Raw genomic sequence first — 20,179 nt, 5'->3', positions numbered from 1 at the left:
AATTAGTATATAGGTATCAATCCATGTTAAAAAGGCTTTTATTGAAACATTATACAAGGAATAGCTTAACATAATAATGAATTATACAAAATAAAAAACCCCTATCAAGATGACAAAGGTTAAAAGCGTTTTATTTAATAATAGTTTACATTCATTAACTGGAATATTTAATCCTATGTGCTAAACTTCTTTTGTGAATTTCCTTTTCAATTAACAAAAGAAAATCAGGGCTTAACTTTAGTTCATGTGCTTTATAATAGGATTCTATCAGTAATTCATCTGATAAATGTTCCACAACATAGCCCTCCCCAATAATTGGATCTATTACATATACGTTTATAAGTTATTAATAATTTATCACGAAATAATAGTTAGAACAAGGCGGCACTTATCTACAGGTGCCTGTAGATAAGTTGTGAATAAAGCGTTTTTTTAGTGTTTAAATACTGTTATAACAACTAAGATAATGTGAATAAAGTTATCCACAACGAGAAAAATGATGGAATTTGTCGAACGGTTTTTTACAAAAGTGACACAAAAAGTACATTTTTCTACGTAATGTTCGAGCGAATTTAATATAAAGTATTACTTTATTAATATAGAAAGATAATATAGGATTAAGATATACGGAGATATTACATATAATAACGGAAAATAAATGGGACTATGTCGAATAATAGAAAAAGATACAAACAACATAGGTATAGTGTTAGATCATAAAGAGGTGTGAGACTGTTGATTAAGAAATTTTTGCCAAACGAACATGTAAAAAGTATTTTTGACATCCATCCAGCTATTTTACGTCAAAAAGGAATTAAAGGGATTATTACAGATTTAGATAACACTTTGGTTGCTTGGGATGTAAAGGATGCGACACCAGAAATTATACAATGGTTTAAACTGATGAATGAACATGGAATTAAAGTAACAATTATTTCTAATAATAAATTAGAGCGCGTGAAAATATTCTCTGAACCGTTGGACACTCCATTTGTATACAGTGCCCGCAAACCGTTGAGTCAAGCTTTTAAGACGGTTGCTAAGAACATGAAATTAAAAAAAGAAGAGATTGTAGTTATAGGAGATCAAATATTGACAGATGTTTTGGGAGGAAATATTGCAGGGTTTCATACTATACTTGTCGTTCCAATTGTACAGACTGATGGTAAGATAACAAGAATCAACAGAAAGATAGAGCGAAGAATTTTATCATACATGCGTAAAAAAGGAAAAATTAGTTGGGAGGAATAGGGATGGAAAGTATAGATTGTCAAGGCTGTGGTGTCCTTATCCAAACGTCCGATCAAGATAAACTTGGTTATACACCAGAAACTGCTCTAGAAAAAGAAACGGTGCTTTGTCAACGTTGTTTTCGTTTAAAACATTATAATGAAATTCAGGATGTATCGGTTTCGGATAATGAATTTTTACAGATGGTTAGTAGTATTAGGGATGCAAATGGACTAGTAGTTCATGTGATTGATATTTTTGATGTTAATGGATCCTTGATAAAGAGTCTTCCTCGTATTACTGGTGATAATCCGATAGTATTAGTAGGAAACAAAACGGATTTATTACCAAAATCAACGAACAGACGAAAATTAGAACACTGGCTACGAGCATCGGCAAAAGACCTTGGTATAAAGGTAAAAGGAGTCTATCTTATTTCATCGGTAAAGGGCCACGGTATGCAGGAACTAATGGAAGATATAGAAAAATATCGAAATCATAAAGATGTATATGTAGTTGGTACTACAAATGTAGGAAAGTCTACATTTATAAATAGGTTAATTAACCAATCAACCGGAGTCAAGGATGTTATTACAACCTCTTACTTCCCTGGTACTACGCTGGGGTTTATAGAGATACCATTGGACGATAATACAGCACTAATTGATACCCCGGGGATCGTAAATAAACAGCAAATGGCTCATTATGTTTCTGAGCATGATTTGAAGTTGATTACTCCTAGTAAAGAGGTTAAACCTAAAACATATCAATTAAACAGCAAACAGACACTCTTTTTTGGTGGGCTTGCTAGGTTGGATGTTGTGAAAGGAGATAAGCAGTCATTTGTCTGCTATTTTTCCAATCAACTGCCAATTCATCGAACAAAGCTTGAAAAAGCGGATGAATTATATGAAAATCACAAGGGAGAGATGTTAACACCTCCTGATGCACAAACACTTAACGTACTACCAGAACTAACGGAAAACACATTCAAAATTATGGATGAAAGAATGGATGTTGTTTTTCCTGGACTTGGATGGGTTAGTATACCTGATGGGAATGTAACTGTAGTAGCTCATAGTCCAACAGGAGTTTCTGTTACACTAAGAAAGTCCTTTCTTTAAGGAGGTTTAACATGAAATATACACTAGGACTAATTGGTTTTCCTATTAAACACTCGTTATCACCATGGATTCATGAGCGTTTTCTGAAGAAGGCTAATCTAAATGGTTCGTATTCTATATGGGAGATCAATTCAAATGATTCTTTTACAGAAAAAATAGAGGTATTAAAAAAAAGACAGGTAAATGGTTTTAATGTAACAGTTCCATATAAACAAAAAATCATCCCATACTTGGATGAATTGGACCCAGCCGCAAACAGAATCGGGGCAGTTAATACAGTTGTTTATCAAAATGGAAAGTGGAAAGGCTATAACACGGACGGCGTAGGATATGTAAGATCTTTAGAACATAAATTCCCTGAAGCTTGTTCATCTAAAAATAACAGGATATTGATAGTGGGAGCAGGTGGAGCTGCTAGAGGTATATACGATGCCTTAGCCCAGAATGGTTTCCGCCAAATTGATATAGCTAATCGCACAGCAGTCAATGCGTATGAAATTGCTAAGTTGGGTATAACGTCTACAAAAACCAACGTTTTAAACTTAGAGGAAGCACAAAAGTCGATTCCTGGATATGATATAGTCATCCAAACTACATCTGTGGGAATGAAACCGAAACAAAATAGTGTTGTTTTATCTTTAGATCATGTCAAAGAAACAAGCATCGTTAGTGATATAGTGTATCAACCTATAAGAACAAAATTCTTAAATCAAGCAGAGGTGAACGGGGCATTTATTCACTATGGACATACAATGCTTTTGTACCAGGCACAATATGCATTTGAAATATGGACAAATAGTTTAGTTTCAATAGATCATATGGATGATGAATTACAATTAATATTGGAAGGAAGATAATATGTTAACAGGGAAACAAAAACGCTTTCTACGGTCAGAAGCAAATCAATTGAAACCTATTTTTCAAGTTGGAAAAACAGGTGTGAATCTAAATATGGTTGAACAAATTAATGAGGCACTCGAAAAGCGTGAATTAATAAAGGTTAGTATATTGCAAAATTGTTTAGAAGATAAAAATACTGTAGCAGAACAACTGGTTGAAGGAACAGAAGCAGAAATTGTTCAAATAATTGGCAATAACATCATATTATATAAAGAGTCAGAAGAAAATAAGCATATTGAATTACCATAAAGGGGTTTGTCATGATGCGTGTGGGTATTTTAGGTGGAACATTTGATCCTCCACATATTGGACATTTAATAATAGCAGAGGAAGTACGTATTGCACTATCTCTTGATGAAGTATGGTTCATCCCATCCAACGAACCACCACACAAGGATAAAGCTACCATCGTTGCAAATGAACGCTTTGCCATGTTACAAGTAGCTATTGAAAATAACTCAGCCTTTAATGTTAATTCGATTGAGATGGATCGTTTAGGGAAATCGTACACATTCGATACAATGAAGTTGTTAAGAGAAAAACATCCAGGCATTGAATTTTATTTTATCATTGGTGCAGATATGGTGGAATTTCTACCACGGTGGCAAAACATTAGTGATTTAGTCCAAATGGTTACATTTGTCGGAGTAGAACGTCCAGGTTATCGACTGGAAACAGATTTTCCCGTTAAGCAGGTGGAGATCCCAAGTATAGAAATCTCATCTACAGTTTTACGAGAAAGGTTAAGAAATAATCAATCCGTTAAATATTTAATACCTCAGAGCGTTGAAGCTTATATTAAGGAGAAGCAATTGTATGAACAAAGATGAAGCGATTTTATTAGTTAAGCCTCATTTAACAAAAGAAAGATTTGATCATACGTTACGAGTTGCAACTACAGCAGAAGAATTAGCAGGTAAATATAATGAGTCGAAAGAAAAAGTTGAACTAGCAGCAATTTTCCATGATTATGCTAAATACAGACCAAAAGAAGAATTAAGAAGAAGAATTATAAAGAGTAGCTTACCTAAAGATTTACTTCATTATCATCATGAATTATGGCATGGCCCAGTAGGAGCTTTGTTGATTGAACAGGAATATGGAATTACAGACCGTCTTATACAAAGTGCAATCAGATACCATACCACTGGAAAAGCAAATATGAGTAAGCTTGATATGATTATTTTTATAGCAGACTATATGGAACCGGGCAGAACCTTTCCAGGAGTGGATGAAGTAAGAGAAATAGCACAGGATGATTTAATACATGCTTGTTTGATGGCGTCACGGAATACGATTCAACATCTAATGAATAAAAATGCAAGTGTTTATCCTGACACTTTTTACACGTACAATGATTTAATCAATCGTATAAATGGAGGGAATTAATTAATGGATGTGAAAGACATTGTGAATATTGCTGCAGAAGCCTGTGATGATAAAAGAGCTGAAGATATAATTGCGTTAGATATGAAGGATGTGTCTTTAGTTGCAGATTATTTTCTGATTTGTCATGGAAGTAATGAACGGCAAGTACAAGCGATTGCTCGATCGGTTAAAGAAAGAATGGAAGAAAATGATATTTCGATCAAGCGTTTAGAGGGCTTTGAGCAAGCACGTTGGGTGTTAGTTGATATCGGTGATATTGTATGCCATATATTTCATAAGGAAGAACGTGGTTATTACAATTTAGAGCGTTTATGGGGCGATGCTGCTAGACTACCATTAAGTGTTGGTCAAGAAGGATAGAAAATGGCATATCAACAAATGGCTTATCTATATGATCAACTAATGATGGAAGCTCCATATAACAAGTGGTTAGAGTTTACAGAGGAAATGATTAGACAAACTGGAAAGAAGGTTTCCAAAATAGCTGACCTGGGCTGTGGCACTGGCCAAATAACGACGCGACTTGCAGCAAAGGGGTATCAAATGACTGGTGTTGATTACTCTATTGATATGTTGAGCTATGCGGAGCAACGTTCAAGCGATCAAAGTCTTTCTGTACAATGGATTCATCAGGATCTGCGTGAATTGGAAGGTATTAAGGATGTAGATTTAGCAGTTAGTTATTGTGATGTTATGAATTATATAACTACAGAGAAAGAATTGAATGTTGTATTCGAAAAAGTTTCGGACATATTAAATCCTGGGGGGTTATTTATATTTGATGTTCATTCGATGTACCATGTCGAGAACAACTTTGTGAATCATACCTTTGGAGATGTTTCAGAAGATATTTCATATATCTGGTTTTGCTTAGAAGGTGATATACCTGGGGAGATGTATCATGATTTAACTTTCTTTGTGAAGGATGGCAATCAGTACAATCGATTTGATGAATATCATCATCAACAAACGTTTCCAATTGAAAAGTATCAAGAATTACTAATTCAATCGGGGTTTGAGATCAGTAATATATCTGCTGATTTCTCAATGGAAAAACAAAATCTCAGTAAACATGCTGAAAGGATATTTATTGTAGCAGAAAAAAGATCAGGAAAATAATTTTCCTGATCTTTATTTCTTAGGCTGTTTTCGTATGCGTTGTTGCTTTTTCATCTTCATAGTTGATGTAGACTGCGACGTAACTTTTTTGTGGATTTGCTTTCTCGGTATCGAGTGCTGTATCACCGCTACGGCAGAACACTTCGCTTTCCGTGGGCACGGCCTCAGCCCTCCTCAGAAGCAAAAAACGCTTCTTCCGGGGTCTTCGGACACGTGCTGTTCCCACAGGACAAGGAATGCTTCGACAGCGTTACATCGCACGAAGAAAATCGGTTTGTATTTTCGAGGAGTCTCCGTGTTCTGCCTTCGCTGGTAGTGATGTTCTAATTAATTTTAGGAAAAATCATTCAAAATTAAAGTTTCGTATCTTAAAACTTGCTTTTCCCAAAGGACAAGGAAAGCTCTGGTAGCGTTACATCGCACAAAGAAAATTGGTTTGTATTTTCAAAGAGTCGACCGCCATCGGCTCCAATCAACCATCATAAAAGTGGTAGTTCATGCTATAAAAACGAAATGATCAGTTGTTGTATTATTGTGGACGCTATTCCAGCGGTGGAAATACACGAAGACTTCTGCGGGAGGATAGGCATAGGTGAGATTCTGAAATGCGTCAGCATGAAGAAGCTCACCAGCCGCCCGCGAAAAGCGAAGTGTATTTCCAGAGCGAATAATAGCACCCACCATTAGCTCAAGTTACGTCGCAGTTTATATCTATTCCCTGAAAAACCACAATCTTTACGAAAATAGTCATATTATTTAAAGGATTTTAGTGATTTGTGTCGAATATATAATCTTGTATTCATTTCTCTATGCATTTGCCTCGTACTATTATCCTCCTTCTTAAGGATGTGACCCACATGGTTGAACTACTCAAAAAAAGCTTATTTTTTATTGTAGTTATTGCAGCTGTTTTTATCTTTTTCTTTTTCAATGGTAATGAAAAAATAGAAGAAAATGTCTCCGAAGCTAATGTTATTCCAATAGACCTCGAAAATAATTCACTCGTTACGGACGAGAATAGCCCTTCATATGTTGTTATAGATGTTAAAGGGGAAGTACTCTCTCCTGGAGTATATGAAATCAATATGGACTCCAGGGTGAATGATGTCATTCAATTAGCGGGTGGTTTTTTAAAAGATGCGGATCAAACAATGGTAAACCTTGCACAAAAAGTACATGATGAAATGATTATTTTTATTCCTAAAAGAGGGGAAATCTCGCCTTCAACACAAGTTCAACCTTCATCGAAACTTAGATTAAATTATGCAACACAGGAAGAAATTGAAAAATTAAATGGAATAGGACCATCAAAAGCACAAGCTATTATTCAATATCGTGATGAGGAAGGTTATTTTCAAACTGTTGAAGATTTACTTAACATCTCCGGTATAGGTGAAAAGACGCTAGAGAATTTAAAAGATGATATACAAATTCCATAGGTTATTGACGAGTATAAAATACCAGTTGTAAACTTAACTAAAATATAGAAAAAGGGGTTTGGAATATGGACAGGATTTCTTGGGATCAATATTATATGGCACAAAGTAATTTACTAGCACTAAGAAGTACATGTACAAGGTTAATGGTCGGTGCAACTATTGTTAGAGATAAGCGGATCATTGCTGGTGGGTATAATGGAAGTGTGTCTGGAAGTGTACATTGTACTGATGAAGGTTGTTACGTGATTGATGGGCATTGTGTGCGAACTGTGCATGCTGAAGCTAACGCATTATTACAATGTGCAAAATTTGGAGTTCCAACCGAGAACGCTGAGATGTATGTTACTCACTTTCCCTGTTTACAATGCTGCAAACAAATTATTCAAAGTGGTATAAAAACGGTATATTATGCAGTAGATTATCGGAACCACCCATATGCAATTGATTTATTTAAAGAAGCTGGCGTTAACATGAAGAAAGTGGAATTAACGTATTTAGCTGTTGATACAAAGTATCAACAAAAAGCGGAATATGTAAAGACCTTATTAGATGAACTAGAGTCGTCATCTGAGGATGAAGATCAACTAAATTCTTTAAAAGTACAAGCTGAAAATTTGTTCGAACGTTAAAGGTGAGGATATGAAAGGATATTGGCACTTACCAACAATTGCTATTACGTTTAGTATTTTAACTGTTTATTTTGATAGTAAATGGTTTCTAATAGGGTTTGTTATTTGGTTGTTATTGTTATATCTTTTTAACTCGATAAGGAAGATACCGATTTTATTTTCCTTATCTGCCTTTTTTTTCTGTTTACACTATTTACCTGAACTTGAAGATTTAGAATATGCAGTGAAACAAGAAGAATCACCGATAAATGGAGAAATTGTAAGTTCTATAACTCAAACTCCAGAAAAATACGACTTTGTACTTCAAGATACACTTACCTCACAAAAATACCTCGTCATTTTCTTCAGAAATCATCCTTCAAAAAAAGAACCTTCCAATCAAGTCAATCAATTAAAATATGGTGCAACTTGTACGATCTATGGAGATCTTGAAATTCCTGAAAGTAGTACTAATCCTGGTCAATTTAATTACCGAAATTACTTATTATCACGTGAGATAACTTTCCAGATAGTATTAGATTCACTGGAAGCTATAAAATGTACAGGTTCATCTAGGTTTGATCGAATTTATACAGTCCGTACTCAGTTAGTATCATTTATTAATAACAACATGAGTGAGACCTCGGCTGCCTGGTTAAATGCGTTAGTATTAGGCGATGATTCCTATTTGGAGGATAGTACAGTCGAATTGTTTCAGCGATGGAATTTGTCACATATTTTGGCCATTTCTGGATTGCATGTTGGTTTGATAGTGGCACTTATTTATTTTGTGCTCATCAAATTAAATTTGATAACGAAAGAGAAAGCACAATGGATTATGTTGACTTTTCTGCCGTTTTATACATTCCTAGCTGGTGGGGAACCTTCTGTATGGCGGGCAAGTATAATGGTTTTTCTCTTTCTTATTTTTAATAAGATAAAAGTTCATTTTAGTATCACGGACGTGTTGAGTATTGTATTTATACTGCTAATTTTGATGGATAAATACATTATTTATCATATTGGATTTCAACTTTCCTTTCTGGTTACATTTGGAATTATCCTTTCCAAACATTGGTTATCCGTAAACACTTCTTCGTTTTTTAGTATTTTACAAGTAAGCTTTCTTTCTCAAATGATCATTTTACCGTTGCAACTTTCCTATTTCTATACCTTTAACCCTTTATCCATTTTACTAAATTTAATAGTTATACCATATTTTTCATTATTTGTTATCCCGTTTATGTTTGTCATGTTAATGGCTTCTCCAATTGAGATAATAACAAAAGTCATGGACGCTATTTTTGTCCGTATCCATGACTTGGTAATTTCTGTACTAACGTTTATTGATGGTTTTCTGTATTATCCTTGGATTATTGGAACGATACCAATCATGGCGACTTTAATATACTATAGTTTATTTTTTTTATTTATGAAACATATCCAAGTTGGCCAATTAAAACATGCATTTGCACAGGGATTCTTACTAATTATTTTAATAATAGGTATGGCAATAAAACCGTATTTATCTCCAGTTGGAACAGTTACCATGTTAGATATTGGTCAAGGTGATTCATTCATTATTGAATTGCCGTATCGCAGAGCGGTAATTATGATCGATGCTGGCTCAACATTTTCTTTTAATGATCAAGTTCCATCGGACAAAGTGTATAAACAAATTATTAAGCCATATTTATATGCTAATGGAATTAGCAAAATAGATGCCATTTTTGTTTCACATGATGATGGTGATCATATAGGAAGTCTTCCTTTCATCATGGAAGAAATGCGGGTGGAAAATGTCATGTTCAATGAATATTATATTGTTCAAGACCAATTTCAAACAAATAAAACAAAAATAAACTACCTGAGTGCAAACGATACTTTAACAATAGGCGATCAGGCATTTTATGTTTTATCACCAAAAGTAAATAAGTTAACGTCCAACAACAATTCACTCGTTCTGTATACTGAATTAGGTGGGAAAAAGTGGTTGTTCACCGGTGATATCGGTAAAGGTGTAGAAGAGGATTTAATCAAAAACTATCCAAGTATTTCGATTGATGTACTTAAAGTTGCACATCATGGAAGCAATACATCCACAACGAAATCGTTCGTGGAGAAAATTAAACCAGCATATGCATTATTATCGGTAGGAAGAACTAACAGGTACGGACACCCGACATCAGAGGTTATTGATACACTGAAGAATGAAAATGTGTCAATCCTCCGAACGGATGTCGATGGTGCAGTTCAATTTTATTTTAAAAAAGAAGAAGGAACATTTTTTAAATACCTTCCATAAGCTAACTATTACTAGATGAAAAATTAAAAAAGAGACTGACAAAATCCAGTCTCTTTCATATACATTAAAACTATGTTTGGATTGTCATAAAAATTCTAAGTACTTAATGGTGTAGCCTAGGAAGCAACTACACTAATGATAACACCAATAGTAAAAATTAGGACAAAGAACAGAAATGAGAAACCAAAACCTTTAATGGAATCAACTACATCATTATTTTTAGATTGTACTTCTTTTTCAAACTCGTTCACATCTACCCCTCCTATTCAACCTATAGTATAAATTATTTGTATGAAAAAATCCACTTACGAAAGTGAAAATAAGCAAAAATTATTCATCTCCATTTTTAGTAAGAGTTAACATCTATACTTTTGGAATGATTGGTCAATCTATAACTAAACAAATATCGTTTGAAGTACAGTTTCCTAGGGCTGAATTTCAAGCGTTTATATAGATCCAAGAGGGGAATAGCTCATTTATTCCCCTCTTCTTCTTTAAATAATACTTGCTATTACTTATGTTAGGTTTTACGATTAAATATATCGTAAAAATTGGAGTGAATAGCATGTCATATATGGAGGTATTGCAAAAAGTCAAAAAAAAGCAAATATCACCAGTGTATTTAATATATGGAACAGAATCATTTTTTATACAAAACCTAAAGAAACAAATTACAAAACAACTATTACCAAAAAAAGAAGATATGGAAAATCTTTCTGTGTTTGATTTGGAAGAAACACCTATTCAAGAAGTAATTGCAGATGCAGAGACTTATCCCTTCTTTGGGGAGAAGAAACTTATCATCGCAAATAACCCAACTTTTCTAAAAGCGAAACCAGATAAGCTGCCTTTTGAACATGATTTGGAATTATTACAGCAATACATAGCTCATCCAGTTGATTATTCCGTAATATTGTTTGTGGGGGATTATGAGAAAATTGATGAGCGGAAGAAAGTAAGTAAACTATTCAAAAAAAATGGAGTTGTAGCAGTTTGCAGCCCGATAAAAGAATATGAATTATCAAAATGGATGAATAATTTAACATCTCAATTAAAGATTTCTATTCAAGATGACGTTTATGAAATACTTGAAGCTGAATTTTCAACAGATCTTCATCTGTTACAGAATGAGTTAATAAAGCTTTCGTTATATGTTGGTGAGGGTGGGGTTGTTACGAAAGGAATTGCAGAAAAACTGATTTCACATTCAGCAAATTCCTCTTCATTACAGTTAGTAGATGCTGTAATTGACCAAAATTTACATAAAGCAATTTCCATATATAAAGATTTAGAAAAAATGAAAGAGGAACCGATTGCGCTTATTGCATTACTGGCATTTCAATTTCGTACCATTCTGCGTGTGAAGCTCTTAAAACAAAAGGGGTATAGCCAATCCCAAATGCAAAAGCAATTGTCAGTTCATCCATATGTCATAAAAATTGCTTTAAACCGGGAAAAGAAATTTACGGTTGATAATCTGCAACGTATAATCGATAAATTAACTACAGCAGATTCCAATATGAAGCAAGGAAAGATGGAGAAAGGGCTGGCATTTGAATTGTTATTATACGAAATAATCTATGTAAACTAAAAAAACGATCCTTTAATAGGGATCGTTTTCTGTGTAATTCAATAACTTAAGCTAGCTCTTTTACTTTTTTAGAAAGACGAGCTTTTTGGCGGTTTCCAGTATTTTGGTGGATAACACCTTTTTGTACAGCTTTATCAATTTTTTTAGTTGTAGTTTGTAACGCAGATTTTGCACTATCCACGTCTTTTGCTTCTACTAATTTTTCTACACGTTTGATTTGAGAACGCATATCAGATTTATATGATTGATTAAGAGCACGTTTTTTATTATTTACATCAATACGCTTTACTGCTGATTTAATATTAGCCATAATTTCACCTCCTAAATAACACGGTTACAATAATTCTGGACAAAGGATATTCTACCAAAGGAATGCGCCCTTTTCAATAGCTTTGTTACACAGTACTGGATATTGTATGATTTTCACTTCATTAGTGAAGTCTAAGTAGTAAAGATTTCTTACTAATTATACTTTGAAAGGGAGTTCAGTGCAATGAAGAATGAAGACTTTAATTATCAAGTACGAACGGATTTAGCTGTTGAGGCAAAAGATATGTATGTTGAAAAAGATGAAAAGAGAGAAGAAGATCGAATTAAAGGTGTAACTATAAAGGAACGGGAAGAAAATAACATAAAAATATCCTATGTAGATATTACATCTGAAGGTGCAGATCTATTAGATAAAAAACCTGGTTCATACGTTACCATATACGCAGATGGAGTTAAGAGACAGGACACAAAAAGACAAGAGGATGCCGCTAAAATATTAGCACGAGAATTAGAAGAGTTAGTAAAGAAGAACAAGATTCCAAATGATGCAACAGGATTAATAGTAGGTCTGGGTAATTGGAATGTAACACCTGATGCGCTAGGTCCCATGACAGCTGAAAAAATTCTCGTAACAAGTCATTTATTCCAAATGGAGCATGAAAGTGTTGCAGAAGGTTATCGTCCAGTTGCTTCTGTTACACCCGGAGTTATGGGGGTAACGGGGATCGAAACAAGTGATATTATTTTTGGGATCATCGAGAAATTTGATCCTGACTTTGTTATTGCTATTGATGCACTTGCTTCCAGGTCAATTGAGCGCGTAAATGAAACCATACAGTTATCGGACTCCGGCATTCATCCTGGGTCTGGAGTAGGTAATAAACGTAAAGAATTAAGCAAGGAAACGTTGGGTATTCCTGTTATTGCTATAGGAGTACCAACAGTAGTTGATGCTGTAACAATTACTAGTGATACGATAGATTTTATATTAAAACATTTTGGTAGAGAGTGGAGTGAAAAAGATAGACCATCCAAGGCATTAGCACCCGCCAGTTTTTCGTTTGGTAGTAAGGAATTCACAGAAGAGGATTTACCTAATGAAGAAAAACGTGAAACATTTATGGGTATTGTAGGAAATCTTTCAGAGGATGAGAAAAGAAAACTGATCAAAGAAGTATTAACCCCAATAGGTCATAATTTAATGGTAACACCCAAAGAAGTAGACGGGTTTATGATAGACATGGCAAATGTTATTGCTTCAGGCGTTAACGCAGCATTGCACGAAACAGTAAACGTTGAAAATTTAGCTTCTTATACAAGATAATCTAACAAATCTCTATCAAAAAATGAATATGGAAAGAATCAGTTCTACTTTCTGAAGTTATATCATAGATTTTACTAACGTAGAAATAACTTCTGAAAGGGTGGAACAATGAAACTAAAAGATAGACTTCCCAATACAAAAAAACGATCATTAAATCCATTGTATAAAAAAAGTTTTATCTATATAGTTTCTGTAATTGTTTTATTTGTTGGTATTGGTTTATTGACAACGATACAACCTGCATATCGATTTACTTCACATAACATATCAGATTGGACTAGTGAAATTGATAGTTCCACCTTTTTATATCTGTTAGGGATGGAAAACAGGGCGTTTCAACAAGCGTATCCAGAAGATAAAACATTACCTAAGCTATCCAGCACTCTTTTTCAAATGGTTACTAGTATGAAACCAAATGATACAAGAAGTTTGCTAGGACGGGAAATACCAGGTTTTTCAACATTTGATCGAATTATCGTAGCTGGTGAAGGGACAGATTATATAAATTTTTCTATTGAATCGTCTCCACCAATAGATGAAGTGTTAAAAGACCGTGAAGCCGAAATAGAAGAACATTTCGATGAGGATGAAATAGATGAAAGTAATGACCGACCTAATGATACTCCAACAACTGGAGATAGAGATGTAGTATACATCTATAATACCCATAATCGAGAGTCATTTTTACCACATTTACCAGATGAAAGTGATCCTGATTTAGCACAACATCCAGAAGTAAATGTAACGATGGTTAGTAAGCGACTTTCTCAACAATTAGAAACCTATGGGATAGGTTCACAAGTTGATAATACGGATATCATTGGTGACTTAGGTGATAAGGGTTTGAGTTATGGTCAAGCGTATGATGCATCTCGTGAAGTAGTGCAAGAAGCCTTTTCTAATAATGACGCTATACAATATGTGTTTGATATTCATCGTGATAGTGTACCTCGAAATAAAACAACGAAAGAAATAAACGGAGAAAAGTATGCTAGATTATTTTTTATTGTCGGTGGTGAGTATGCAACATATGAGAAGAACTTGCGATTTGTAACAGAACTTAATGAACAAATGGAAGAAAGTTATCCTGGTCTAAGCAGAGGGGTTAAATTAAAAGAAGGCTTACTTACTAATGGAGTATTTAATCAAGACCTGTCTGAAAACTCTGTTGTAGTGGAGTTTGGTGGAGTGGAAAATAATATGGATGAATTATATCGAACAGCAGATGCTTTTGCAGAAGTATTTAGTGACTTTTATTGGGACGCAGAGAAAGTAAATGCGGATTCTGGGGAGGAGTAGATATGGTACGATCTATTATTGTATTGTTGTTGGTAGCTGTATTTTTCTTAACGGGTATGGTTTTAGGAATAGATAAAGGACAAAATTCTGCAAGTACCGTGGTAGAAGATGAAGTGAAAACCACTATCCAGGATCAGGATTTAGAAAGTGTTGAGAAGGTGACAAATAAAGATGTACTGGAACCAGAAGTCAACAATAATATTATGAATATTCAAGAGCCGGTTCATTTCACACAAAAGATGGCCAATTTTTTAGAGACCTTAGTCAAAGGTTTTTATGATATAGTCGTAGAGATTGTATATCAAATTGCACAGTTATTCTTTTAATGTATAGCATTAATCTGTAAATGGGCCTTTAACTAAATTTAGGGGTCCATTATTAATTTAAAGGTAAAGAAAGTGAAAGTTATCTATATGTGTCTACAGAAGCTGCTACTTCCAGTTCCATCCGGCTGGTAGTGGGTTTCCTGATCCTTCTTACGATAAGTCAACATCGATTTGCTGAGCATAAGGAAGGGGCAAGTTTCCTTTTTAGTTCTATCATGAAGTTGGAACTTACAATTGCTTCCTATCTTTTGCCCTTGAATGTATAAGGAGCTATTGCTATAATCAATCCTAGTAAATGACGTTTATAAATTTGCACTTTTATCTATAGAGTGGTAAAAGACACGTAGGAGTGAACATCACTAATGGTGAGAAAACAGTCAAATGTACGAAACTTTTCGATTATAGCTCACATTGATCATGGAAAATCGACGCTGGCTGATCGAATATTAGAAAATACAAAAGCGTTAACCAAACGCGAAATGAAAGAACAATTTTTGGATGCGATGGACCTAGAACGTGAACGTGGTATTACGATAAAATTAAATGCAGTTCAACTGAATTATGAAAGTAAAAGTGGAGAAGATTATACATTTCATTTAATCGACACACCTGGTCATGTCGACTTTACATATGAAGTATCCAGAAGTCTTGCTGCATGCGAAGGAGCAGTTTTAGTGGTTGATGCTGCACAAGGAATAGAAGCACAAACGCTTGCAAATGTTTATTTAGCGTTAGATAATGATCTTGAAATTATACCTGTAATAAATAAAATAGACCTACCAAATGCTGATCCCCAAAGAGTAGCAAAAGAACTAGAAGATGTTATTGGCATAGATAAGGATGATGTTATTTTAGCATCTGCAAAAGATAATATTGGTATAGAAGAAATTCTTGAACGAATAGTTAGTGACATACCAGCACCATCCGGTGAACCAGAAGAACCATTAAAAGCACTGATCTTTGATTCATTGTATGATTCTTATCGTGGGGTTATTGCCTACGTATGTATAAAAGAAGGTTCCGTGAAAGTCGGAGATAAAATTAGCATGATGGCAACAGGTAAGGAATTTGAAGTGAATGATGTGGGTGTATTTACACCAAAACCAGTCAGTAAAAAGGAATTATCTGTTGGGGATGTAGGGTTTTTAACTGCATCAATAAAAAATGTAGGTGACTCACAAGTTGGTGACACGATCACGCTTGCTAAAAATAAGGCTGAAACTGCATTACCTGGTTATAAACGTTTGAATCCAATGGTCTTTTGTGGTCTATTTCCTATTGATGCTAACAAGTATAATGATTTACGAGAAGCACTAGAGCGTTTAGAGCTGAATGATTCATCCTTGCAATATGAGGCAGAAACTTCACAAGCATTAGGATTCGGTTTCCGTTGTGGTTTTCTAGGTTTATTACACATGGAAATTATTCAAGAAAGAATCGAACGTGAATTTAATATTGAATTGATTACTACAGCACCAAGTGTTATTTATGAAGTGGAACAAACAAACAATGAAACAATTGAAGTGGATAACCCATCCTTTATGCCGGATCCGCAAATAATCAAGGAAGTTAGAGAACCATTTGTAAAAGCAACCATCATGGTTCCTAATGATTTTGTTGGGGCTGTTATGGAAATCGCACAAAAAAAACGAGGGCAATTTAAGGATATGGAGTACTTGGATGATATCCGAGTGAATGTTGTTTATCATATTCCATTATCTGAAATAGTGTATGACTTTTTTGATCAGTTGAAATCCCAAACAAAAGGATATGCTTCTTTTGATTATGATTTGATTGGTTATTACCCTTCCAACCTTGTGAAAATGGAAATACTACTTAATGCAGAAACAATTGATGCATTATCGTTTATTGTTCACCGCGATTTTGCTTATGAGCGTGGGAAACAAATTGTTGACAAACTTAAGAATCTAATTCCACGACAACAGTTTGAAGTACCAGTCCAAGCAGCAATAGGAAACAAGATTGTGGCGCGGTCTACCATTAAAGCAATGCGGAAAAATGTCTTATCTAAATGTTATGGGGGAGATATATCCCGTAAACGTAAACTCTTAGAGAAGCAAAAAGAAGGAAAAAAACGTATGAAGATGGTTGGATCAGTTGAAGTGCCACAGGAAGCGTTTATGGCAGTCTTACAAATGGATGATGATTAATAATTTATGTTAGGAGAGGGAAAACTTTTATGCATACAGTGCGACAAAAGTTTATCCCTTTTCTTTTCTAATACAGGAGAGAAAATCAAGATGATAAACTCAGTTTATATTCATATACCTTTTTGTCAGCAAATATGTCATTACTGTGACTTTACGAAGTTTTTTTACAATGAAAAGTTGGCGACAGAATATATTGAAGCACTTTCGAATGAAATAAATATAAATGTGAAAGCAACAAAAACTAAAGTTGATACTATTTTTATTGGCGGCGGAACTCCTACCGCTTTAACTTACGAACAGCTATATTCACTAATGAAGGTTATCCATACAAAATTTGATGTTGCAAATTGTAAAGAATTCACTATCGAAGCTAATCCAGGTGATTTTGATCAGGAAAAAATCAAACTGTTAAAAAACGTTGGAGTTAATCGTATTTCTCTGGGTGTACAAGTATTCAACGATCAAATGCTAGAAGAGATCGGTCGTCTGCACAAAGTTAAAGACGTATACGATACCATCGATTTATTAACACAACACGGATTTTCGAACATAAGCATTGATTTGATCTATGCATTGCCGAATCAAACCGTAGAGCAGTTTGAAAAATCGTTGCAAGAAGCAGTGACGTTTGATCTACCTCATTACTCAACATATGCATTGCAAATAGAACCAAAAACAGTATTTTATCAGCGGCACAAAAAAGGCAAATTGCATCGTCCACCACAGGAAACAGAAGTGGAAATGTATACGATTTTAAAAGATACAATGCATTCAAACGGAGTTAACCAATATGAAATAAGTAATTTTAGTAAACCTGGTTTTGAAAGCAAACATAATTTAACGTATTGGAATAACGATTATTATTATGGATTTGGAGCTGGTGCTCACGGTTATTTACCAGGTAAACGTACTGGTAATATACGGCCATTACCTGCTTACATTAAAAAAGCTATGGAGAATGGCATGCCAATATTAAATACAGAAGAAATTAATTTACGAGAAAATATAGAAGAAGAATTCTTTTTAGGGTTACGAAAAATGCAAGGCGTCAGTAAATCCTCTTTCAGGAATAAATTCGGGTTTTCTTATGGTGATCTGTATAAGCAAACGGTTGCTAATCTAGTCCGAAAAGGATGGTTGGAAGAAAAGCATGATCATATTAGATTAACAGAGCAAGGAGTACTGTTTGGCAATGAAGTGTTTGAACAATTTTTATTAGATGAACAAGATTTGAAACATGTTCGTTGACAAAAAAATGAGGATTTGATAATTTATTAATAGCATTAGCACTCGTTAATGCAGAGTGCTAACAGAGGTGATCATCATGTTAACAGAAAGGCAATTATTGATTTTACACGTCATTATTGATGATTTCATTGAAACAGCACAGCCAGTTGGTTCAAGAGCAATTTCAAAAAAAGGTACTATTTCCTTTAGTTCAGCCACAATTAGAAATGTGATGGCAGATTTGGAAGATATGGGCTTTCTGGAAAAAACACATTCATCTTCGGGTCGGGTACCTTCAGAAAAAGGGTATCGATATTATGTTGATCATTTAATATCACCAAGTATGAACCAAAGCGGTATACATGTGATGGAGAACTTGATTAATGATGGTTTTTTTGAATTTGAAAATATAGTCCAGAAATCAGCGGAAGTTCTTTCTGACTTAACCAATTATACCTCCATCATTTTAGGACCAGAAGTATTTGAAACAAAGCTAAAGCAGTTACAAATTGTTCCGTTATCACCACAAACTGCTGTTGCGATTTTAGTTACAAATACTGGGCATGTGGAACATCGGTCATTTTCTATTCCAAATGAAATTAAGGCAAATGACCTGGAAAAAATGGTAAACATCCTGAATGATCGTTTGTATGGTGTACCACTCATTCATTTACCACAGAAGTTGAATTCTGAAGTGATTTCACTGATGAAGACATATGTTCATGACTTTGAAAAGTCTTATGATTATTTAAAGGCAGCATTTTTTAATGAACATCCTGTCAAACTTTACATTAGTGGTAAAACAAATATCCTAATGCAGCCTGAGTTTAATGATATTGAAAAGGTACGTTCGTTTTATTCTATGATGGAAAAAGAAGAAGAAATTGTAAATATGCTAAAGAATACAACGGATGGCATTAAGGTTACAATTGGTAATGAGAATGAGGTTGATGCTATTAAAGATTTTAGTTTAATCACGGCATCTTACCAATTAGGTGAGGAACAAATGGGTACTATTGCTTTATTAGGACCTACGAGAATGGAATATAAGAAAGTCATAACGCTATTACATGCACTTTCAAATGAAATGACAGATGCATTGCATTTGTGGTATAAAAACAATGAATAATTGCAAGAGCCCCTATAGATGATTAATTCTCTTTGATGGGAGCTTAATCCCATCAAATTCTTTGTGTGCTATTGTGTTTATTTCATAAATTATTCATGATATAGTCTTACGTGGCGATTTATTGAGGAGGTGGCATTCGTGGAAGAACAAAATAAGGAAGCTGTGCATCAAGATGACAGCAATGAACCAGAAGTGGAAGTTATTGATTCACACACAGAAGAACAAACCGAACAACACTTAGATTCAGATGAAAGTATAAGGGAAACACTAAATGCTGAGGTTGATCGTTTAAAAGATGAAAAAGACGATATGTACCAAAAAATCCTTCGGGTACAAGCGGAATTTGATAATTTCAAAAAACGTTCCCAAAAGGAAAAAGAAGCAGCAAGTAAATACAAGGCACAAGACGTTATAAACGAAATATTACCTGCTGTAGATAATTTTGAACGAGCACTACAAGCTGAAGTCAATGAAGCTCAAGATAGTTTTGTTGAAGGTGTAACAATGGTTTACAATCAATTGAAAGATGCTCTAAAAGCACAAGGTGTAGAGGAAATAGAAACAACTGGTAAACCATTTGACCCTAATCTTCACCATGCGGTAATGCAAGTAGAAGATGAAGCGATGGAGTCAAATGTTGTCGTAGAAGAACTACAAAAAGGTTATATACTTAAAGATCGTGTAATCCGACCTGCAATGGTCAAAGTAAATAAATAAATGGAAGTGTA

The 20,179-nt window shown here is 34.3% G+C and carries 22 protein-coding genes; 19 read left to right on the top strand and 3 right to left on the bottom strand.

Annotated elements, in window-relative coordinates; all coding sequences use genetic code 11:
• Positions 1-154: 154 nt before the first annotated feature.
• A complete protein-coding gene (sda, locus tag ACFQ3N_RS09135; protein ID WP_390361637.1) occupies positions 155-295 on the bottom strand; it encodes a sporulation histidine kinase inhibitor Sda in 141 nt (46 codons plus the stop codon).
• Between the two features lie 440 nt (positions 296-735).
• Here sda and ACFQ3N_RS09130 point away from each other — a divergent pair, with 440 nt between their 5' ends.
• From ACFQ3N_RS09130 to ACFQ3N_RS09080, 11 genes are all read left to right on the top strand, one after another.
• Positions 736-1,251, top strand: a complete 516-nt coding sequence (locus tag ACFQ3N_RS09130; protein WP_390361635.1) for a YqeG family HAD IIIA-type phosphatase — start codon at positions 736-738, stop codon at positions 1,249-1,251.
• A 2-nt stretch (positions 1,252-1,253) separates the two neighbouring features.
• Positions 1,254-2,354 carry a ribosome biogenesis GTPase YqeH gene (gene yqeH, locus ACFQ3N_RS09125; protein ID WP_390361633.1) on the top strand — a complete coding sequence of 367 codons (1,101 nt, stop codon included), beginning with the start codon at positions 1,254-1,256 and terminating at the stop codon, positions 2,352-2,354.
• A gap of 11 nt (positions 2,355-2,365) precedes the next feature.
• The gene (gene aroE / locus ACFQ3N_RS09120) at positions 2,366-3,211 is read left to right on the top strand and encodes a shikimate dehydrogenase (RefSeq protein WP_390361631.1); all 846 of its coding nucleotides are present in this window, start codon (positions 2,366-2,368) and stop codon (positions 3,209-3,211) included.
• Between the two features lies 1 nt (position 3,212).
• Entirely contained in the window at positions 3,213-3,503 is a 291-nt protein-coding gene (yhbY, locus tag ACFQ3N_RS09115; protein ID WP_390361629.1) for a ribosome assembly RNA-binding protein YhbY, read from the top strand.
• Positions 3,504-3,514: 11 nt separating this feature from the next.
• Positions 3,515-4,084: a nicotinate-nucleotide adenylyltransferase gene (locus ACFQ3N_RS09110; protein WP_390361627.1), complete on the top strand. Its 570-nt coding sequence runs from the start codon at positions 3,515-3,517 to the stop codon at positions 4,082-4,084.
• Positions 4,071-4,643, top strand: coding sequence for a bis(5'-nucleosyl)-tetraphosphatase (symmetrical) YqeK (yqeK, locus tag ACFQ3N_RS09105; RefSeq protein ID WP_390361625.1), 573 nt, complete (start codon positions 4,071-4,073; stop codon positions 4,641-4,643). The genes ACFQ3N_RS09110 and yqeK overlap by 14 nt, the downstream gene beginning before the upstream one ends.
• A gap of 3 nt (positions 4,644-4,646) precedes the next feature.
• Positions 4,647-5,003 carry a ribosome silencing factor gene (rsfS, locus tag ACFQ3N_RS09100; protein ID WP_390361623.1) on the top strand — a complete coding sequence of 119 codons (357 nt, stop codon included), beginning with the start codon at positions 4,647-4,649 and terminating at the stop codon, positions 5,001-5,003.
• Between the two features lie 3 nt (positions 5,004-5,006).
• Positions 5,007-5,762 carry a class I SAM-dependent DNA methyltransferase gene (locus ACFQ3N_RS09095; RefSeq protein WP_390361621.1) on the top strand — a complete coding sequence of 252 codons (756 nt, stop codon included), beginning with the start codon at positions 5,007-5,009 and terminating at the stop codon, positions 5,760-5,762.
• A gap of 857 nt (positions 5,763-6,619) precedes the next feature.
• Positions 6,620-7,201 (top strand): helix-hairpin-helix domain-containing protein, encoded by a 582-nt coding sequence (locus tag ACFQ3N_RS09090; RefSeq protein WP_390361619.1) that lies wholly within the window; start codon positions 6,620-6,622, stop codon positions 7,199-7,201.
• A 65-nt stretch (positions 7,202-7,266) separates the two neighbouring features.
• On the top strand, positions 7,267-7,830 hold the full coding sequence (locus ACFQ3N_RS09085) for a ComE operon protein 2 (protein ID WP_390361617.1): 564 nt from the start codon (positions 7,267-7,269) through the stop codon (positions 7,828-7,830).
• A 10-nt stretch (positions 7,831-7,840) separates the two neighbouring features.
• Positions 7,841-10,114, top strand: coding sequence for a DNA internalization-related competence protein ComEC/Rec2 (locus ACFQ3N_RS09080; protein WP_390361615.1), 2,274 nt, complete (start codon positions 7,841-7,843; stop codon positions 10,112-10,114).
• Between the two features lie 116 nt (positions 10,115-10,230).
• Here the strand turns inward: ACFQ3N_RS09080 and ACFQ3N_RS09075 are convergent, their stop codons facing one another.
• Positions 10,231-10,365, bottom strand: coding sequence for a YqzM family protein (locus ACFQ3N_RS09075; protein WP_390361613.1), 135 nt, complete (start codon positions 10,363-10,365; stop codon positions 10,231-10,233).
• Between the two features lie 314 nt (positions 10,366-10,679).
• On the opposite strand from ACFQ3N_RS09075, the gene holA reads away from it, so the two are divergent.
• On the top strand, positions 10,680-11,705 hold the full coding sequence (gene holA, locus ACFQ3N_RS09070) for a DNA polymerase III subunit delta (RefSeq protein ID WP_390361611.1): 1,026 nt from the start codon (positions 10,680-10,682) through the stop codon (positions 11,703-11,705).
• Positions 11,706-11,751: 46 nt separating this feature from the next.
• On the opposite strand, the gene rpsT is transcribed toward holA, so the two are convergent.
• Complete coding sequence (rpsT, locus tag ACFQ3N_RS09065; RefSeq protein WP_390361609.1) at positions 11,752-12,015, bottom strand: 30S ribosomal protein S20; 264 nt, start codon at positions 12,013-12,015, stop codon at positions 11,752-11,754.
• A gap of 183 nt (positions 12,016-12,198) precedes the next feature.
• On the opposite strand from rpsT, the gene gpr reads away from it, so the two are divergent.
• From gpr to grpE, 7 genes are all read left to right on the top strand, one after another.
• Complete coding sequence (gene gpr / locus ACFQ3N_RS09060) at positions 12,199-13,299, top strand: GPR endopeptidase (RefSeq protein WP_390361607.1); 1,101 nt, start codon at positions 12,199-12,201, stop codon at positions 13,297-13,299.
• Positions 13,300-13,407: 108 nt separating this feature from the next.
• Complete coding sequence (gene spoIIP / locus ACFQ3N_RS09055) at positions 13,408-14,598, top strand: stage II sporulation protein P (RefSeq protein ID WP_390361605.1); 1,191 nt, start codon at positions 13,408-13,410, stop codon at positions 14,596-14,598.
• 2 nt (positions 14,599-14,600) lie between these two features.
• The gene (locus tag ACFQ3N_RS09050) at positions 14,601-14,924 is read left to right on the top strand and encodes a hypothetical protein (RefSeq protein WP_390361603.1); all 324 of its coding nucleotides are present in this window, start codon (positions 14,601-14,603) and stop codon (positions 14,922-14,924) included.
• Positions 14,925-15,286: 362 nt separating this feature from the next.
• Positions 15,287-17,095, top strand: coding sequence for a translation elongation factor 4 (gene lepA / locus ACFQ3N_RS09045; protein WP_390361601.1), 1,809 nt, complete (start codon positions 15,287-15,289; stop codon positions 17,093-17,095).
• Between the two features lie 90 nt (positions 17,096-17,185).
• Positions 17,186-18,343: a radical SAM family heme chaperone HemW gene (hemW, locus tag ACFQ3N_RS09040; RefSeq protein WP_390361599.1), complete on the top strand. Its 1,158-nt coding sequence runs from the start codon at positions 17,186-17,188 to the stop codon at positions 18,341-18,343.
• Between the two features lie 76 nt (positions 18,344-18,419).
• A complete protein-coding gene (gene hrcA / locus ACFQ3N_RS09035) occupies positions 18,420-19,451 on the top strand; it encodes a heat-inducible transcriptional repressor HrcA (RefSeq protein ID WP_390361597.1) in 1,032 nt (343 codons plus the stop codon).
• Positions 19,452-19,589: 138 nt separating this feature from the next.
• Complete coding sequence (grpE, locus tag ACFQ3N_RS09030; RefSeq protein ID WP_390361595.1) at positions 19,590-20,168, top strand: nucleotide exchange factor GrpE; 579 nt, start codon at positions 19,590-19,592, stop codon at positions 20,166-20,168.
• Positions 20,169-20,179: the final 11 nt, after the last annotated feature.

This window comes from Virgibacillus byunsanensis (assembly GCF_042675965.1).
Taxonomy (GTDB): Bacteria; Bacillota; Bacilli; order Bacillales; family Amphibacillaceae; genus Virgibacillus_R; species Virgibacillus_R byunsanensis.
The sequence above is the reverse complement of the archived record's forward strand: the minus strand, read 5'-3'. Positions and strand labels throughout refer to the sequence as shown.

Excerpts from the sequence above, each read along its gene's own strand:
- yqeH (WP_390361633.1), top strand. The coding sequence starts at position 1,254 with ATGGAAAGTATAGATTGTCAAGGCTGTGGTGTCCTTATCCAAACGTCC.
- aroE (WP_390361631.1), top strand. The coding sequence starts at position 2,366 with ATGAAATATACACTAGGACTAATTGGTTTTCCTATTAAACACTCGTTA.
- yhbY (WP_390361629.1), top strand. The coding sequence starts at position 3,213 with ATGTTAACAGGGAAACAAAAACGCTTTCTACGGTCAGAAGCAAATCAA.
- ACFQ3N_RS09110 (WP_390361627.1), top strand. The coding sequence starts at position 3,515 with ATGATGCGTGTGGGTATTTTAGGTGGAACATTTGATCCTCCACATATT.
- yqeK (WP_390361625.1), top strand. The coding sequence starts at position 4,071 with ATGAACAAAGATGAAGCGATTTTATTAGTTAAGCCTCATTTAACAAAA.
- rsfS (WP_390361623.1), top strand. The coding sequence starts at position 4,647 with ATGGATGTGAAAGACATTGTGAATATTGCTGCAGAAGCCTGTGATGAT.
- ACFQ3N_RS09095 (WP_390361621.1), top strand. The coding sequence starts at position 5,007 with ATGGCATATCAACAAATGGCTTATCTATATGATCAACTAATGATGGAA.
- ACFQ3N_RS09090 (WP_390361619.1), top strand. The coding sequence starts at position 6,620 with ATGGTTGAACTACTCAAAAAAAGCTTATTTTTTATTGTAGTTATTGCA.
- ACFQ3N_RS09085 (WP_390361617.1), top strand. The coding sequence starts at position 7,267 with ATGGACAGGATTTCTTGGGATCAATATTATATGGCACAAAGTAATTTA.
- ACFQ3N_RS09080 (WP_390361615.1), top strand. The coding sequence starts at position 7,841 with ATGAAAGGATATTGGCACTTACCAACAATTGCTATTACGTTTAGTATT.
- holA (WP_390361611.1), top strand. The coding sequence starts at position 10,680 with ATGTCATATATGGAGGTATTGCAAAAAGTCAAAAAAAAGCAAATATCA.
- rpsT (WP_390361609.1), bottom strand. The coding sequence starts at position 12,015 with ATGGCTAATATTAAATCAGCAGTAAAGCGTATTGATGTAAATAATAAA.
- gpr (WP_390361607.1), top strand. The coding sequence starts at position 12,199 with ATGAAGAATGAAGACTTTAATTATCAAGTACGAACGGATTTAGCTGTT.
- spoIIP (WP_390361605.1), top strand. The coding sequence starts at position 13,408 with ATGAAACTAAAAGATAGACTTCCCAATACAAAAAAACGATCATTAAAT.
- ACFQ3N_RS09050 (WP_390361603.1), top strand. The coding sequence starts at position 14,601 with ATGGTACGATCTATTATTGTATTGTTGTTGGTAGCTGTATTTTTCTTA.
- lepA (WP_390361601.1), top strand. The coding sequence starts at position 15,287 with ATGGTGAGAAAACAGTCAAATGTACGAAACTTTTCGATTATAGCTCAC.
- hemW (WP_390361599.1), top strand. The coding sequence starts at position 17,186 with ATGATAAACTCAGTTTATATTCATATACCTTTTTGTCAGCAAATATGT.
- hrcA (WP_390361597.1), top strand. The coding sequence starts at position 18,420 with ATGTTAACAGAAAGGCAATTATTGATTTTACACGTCATTATTGATGAT.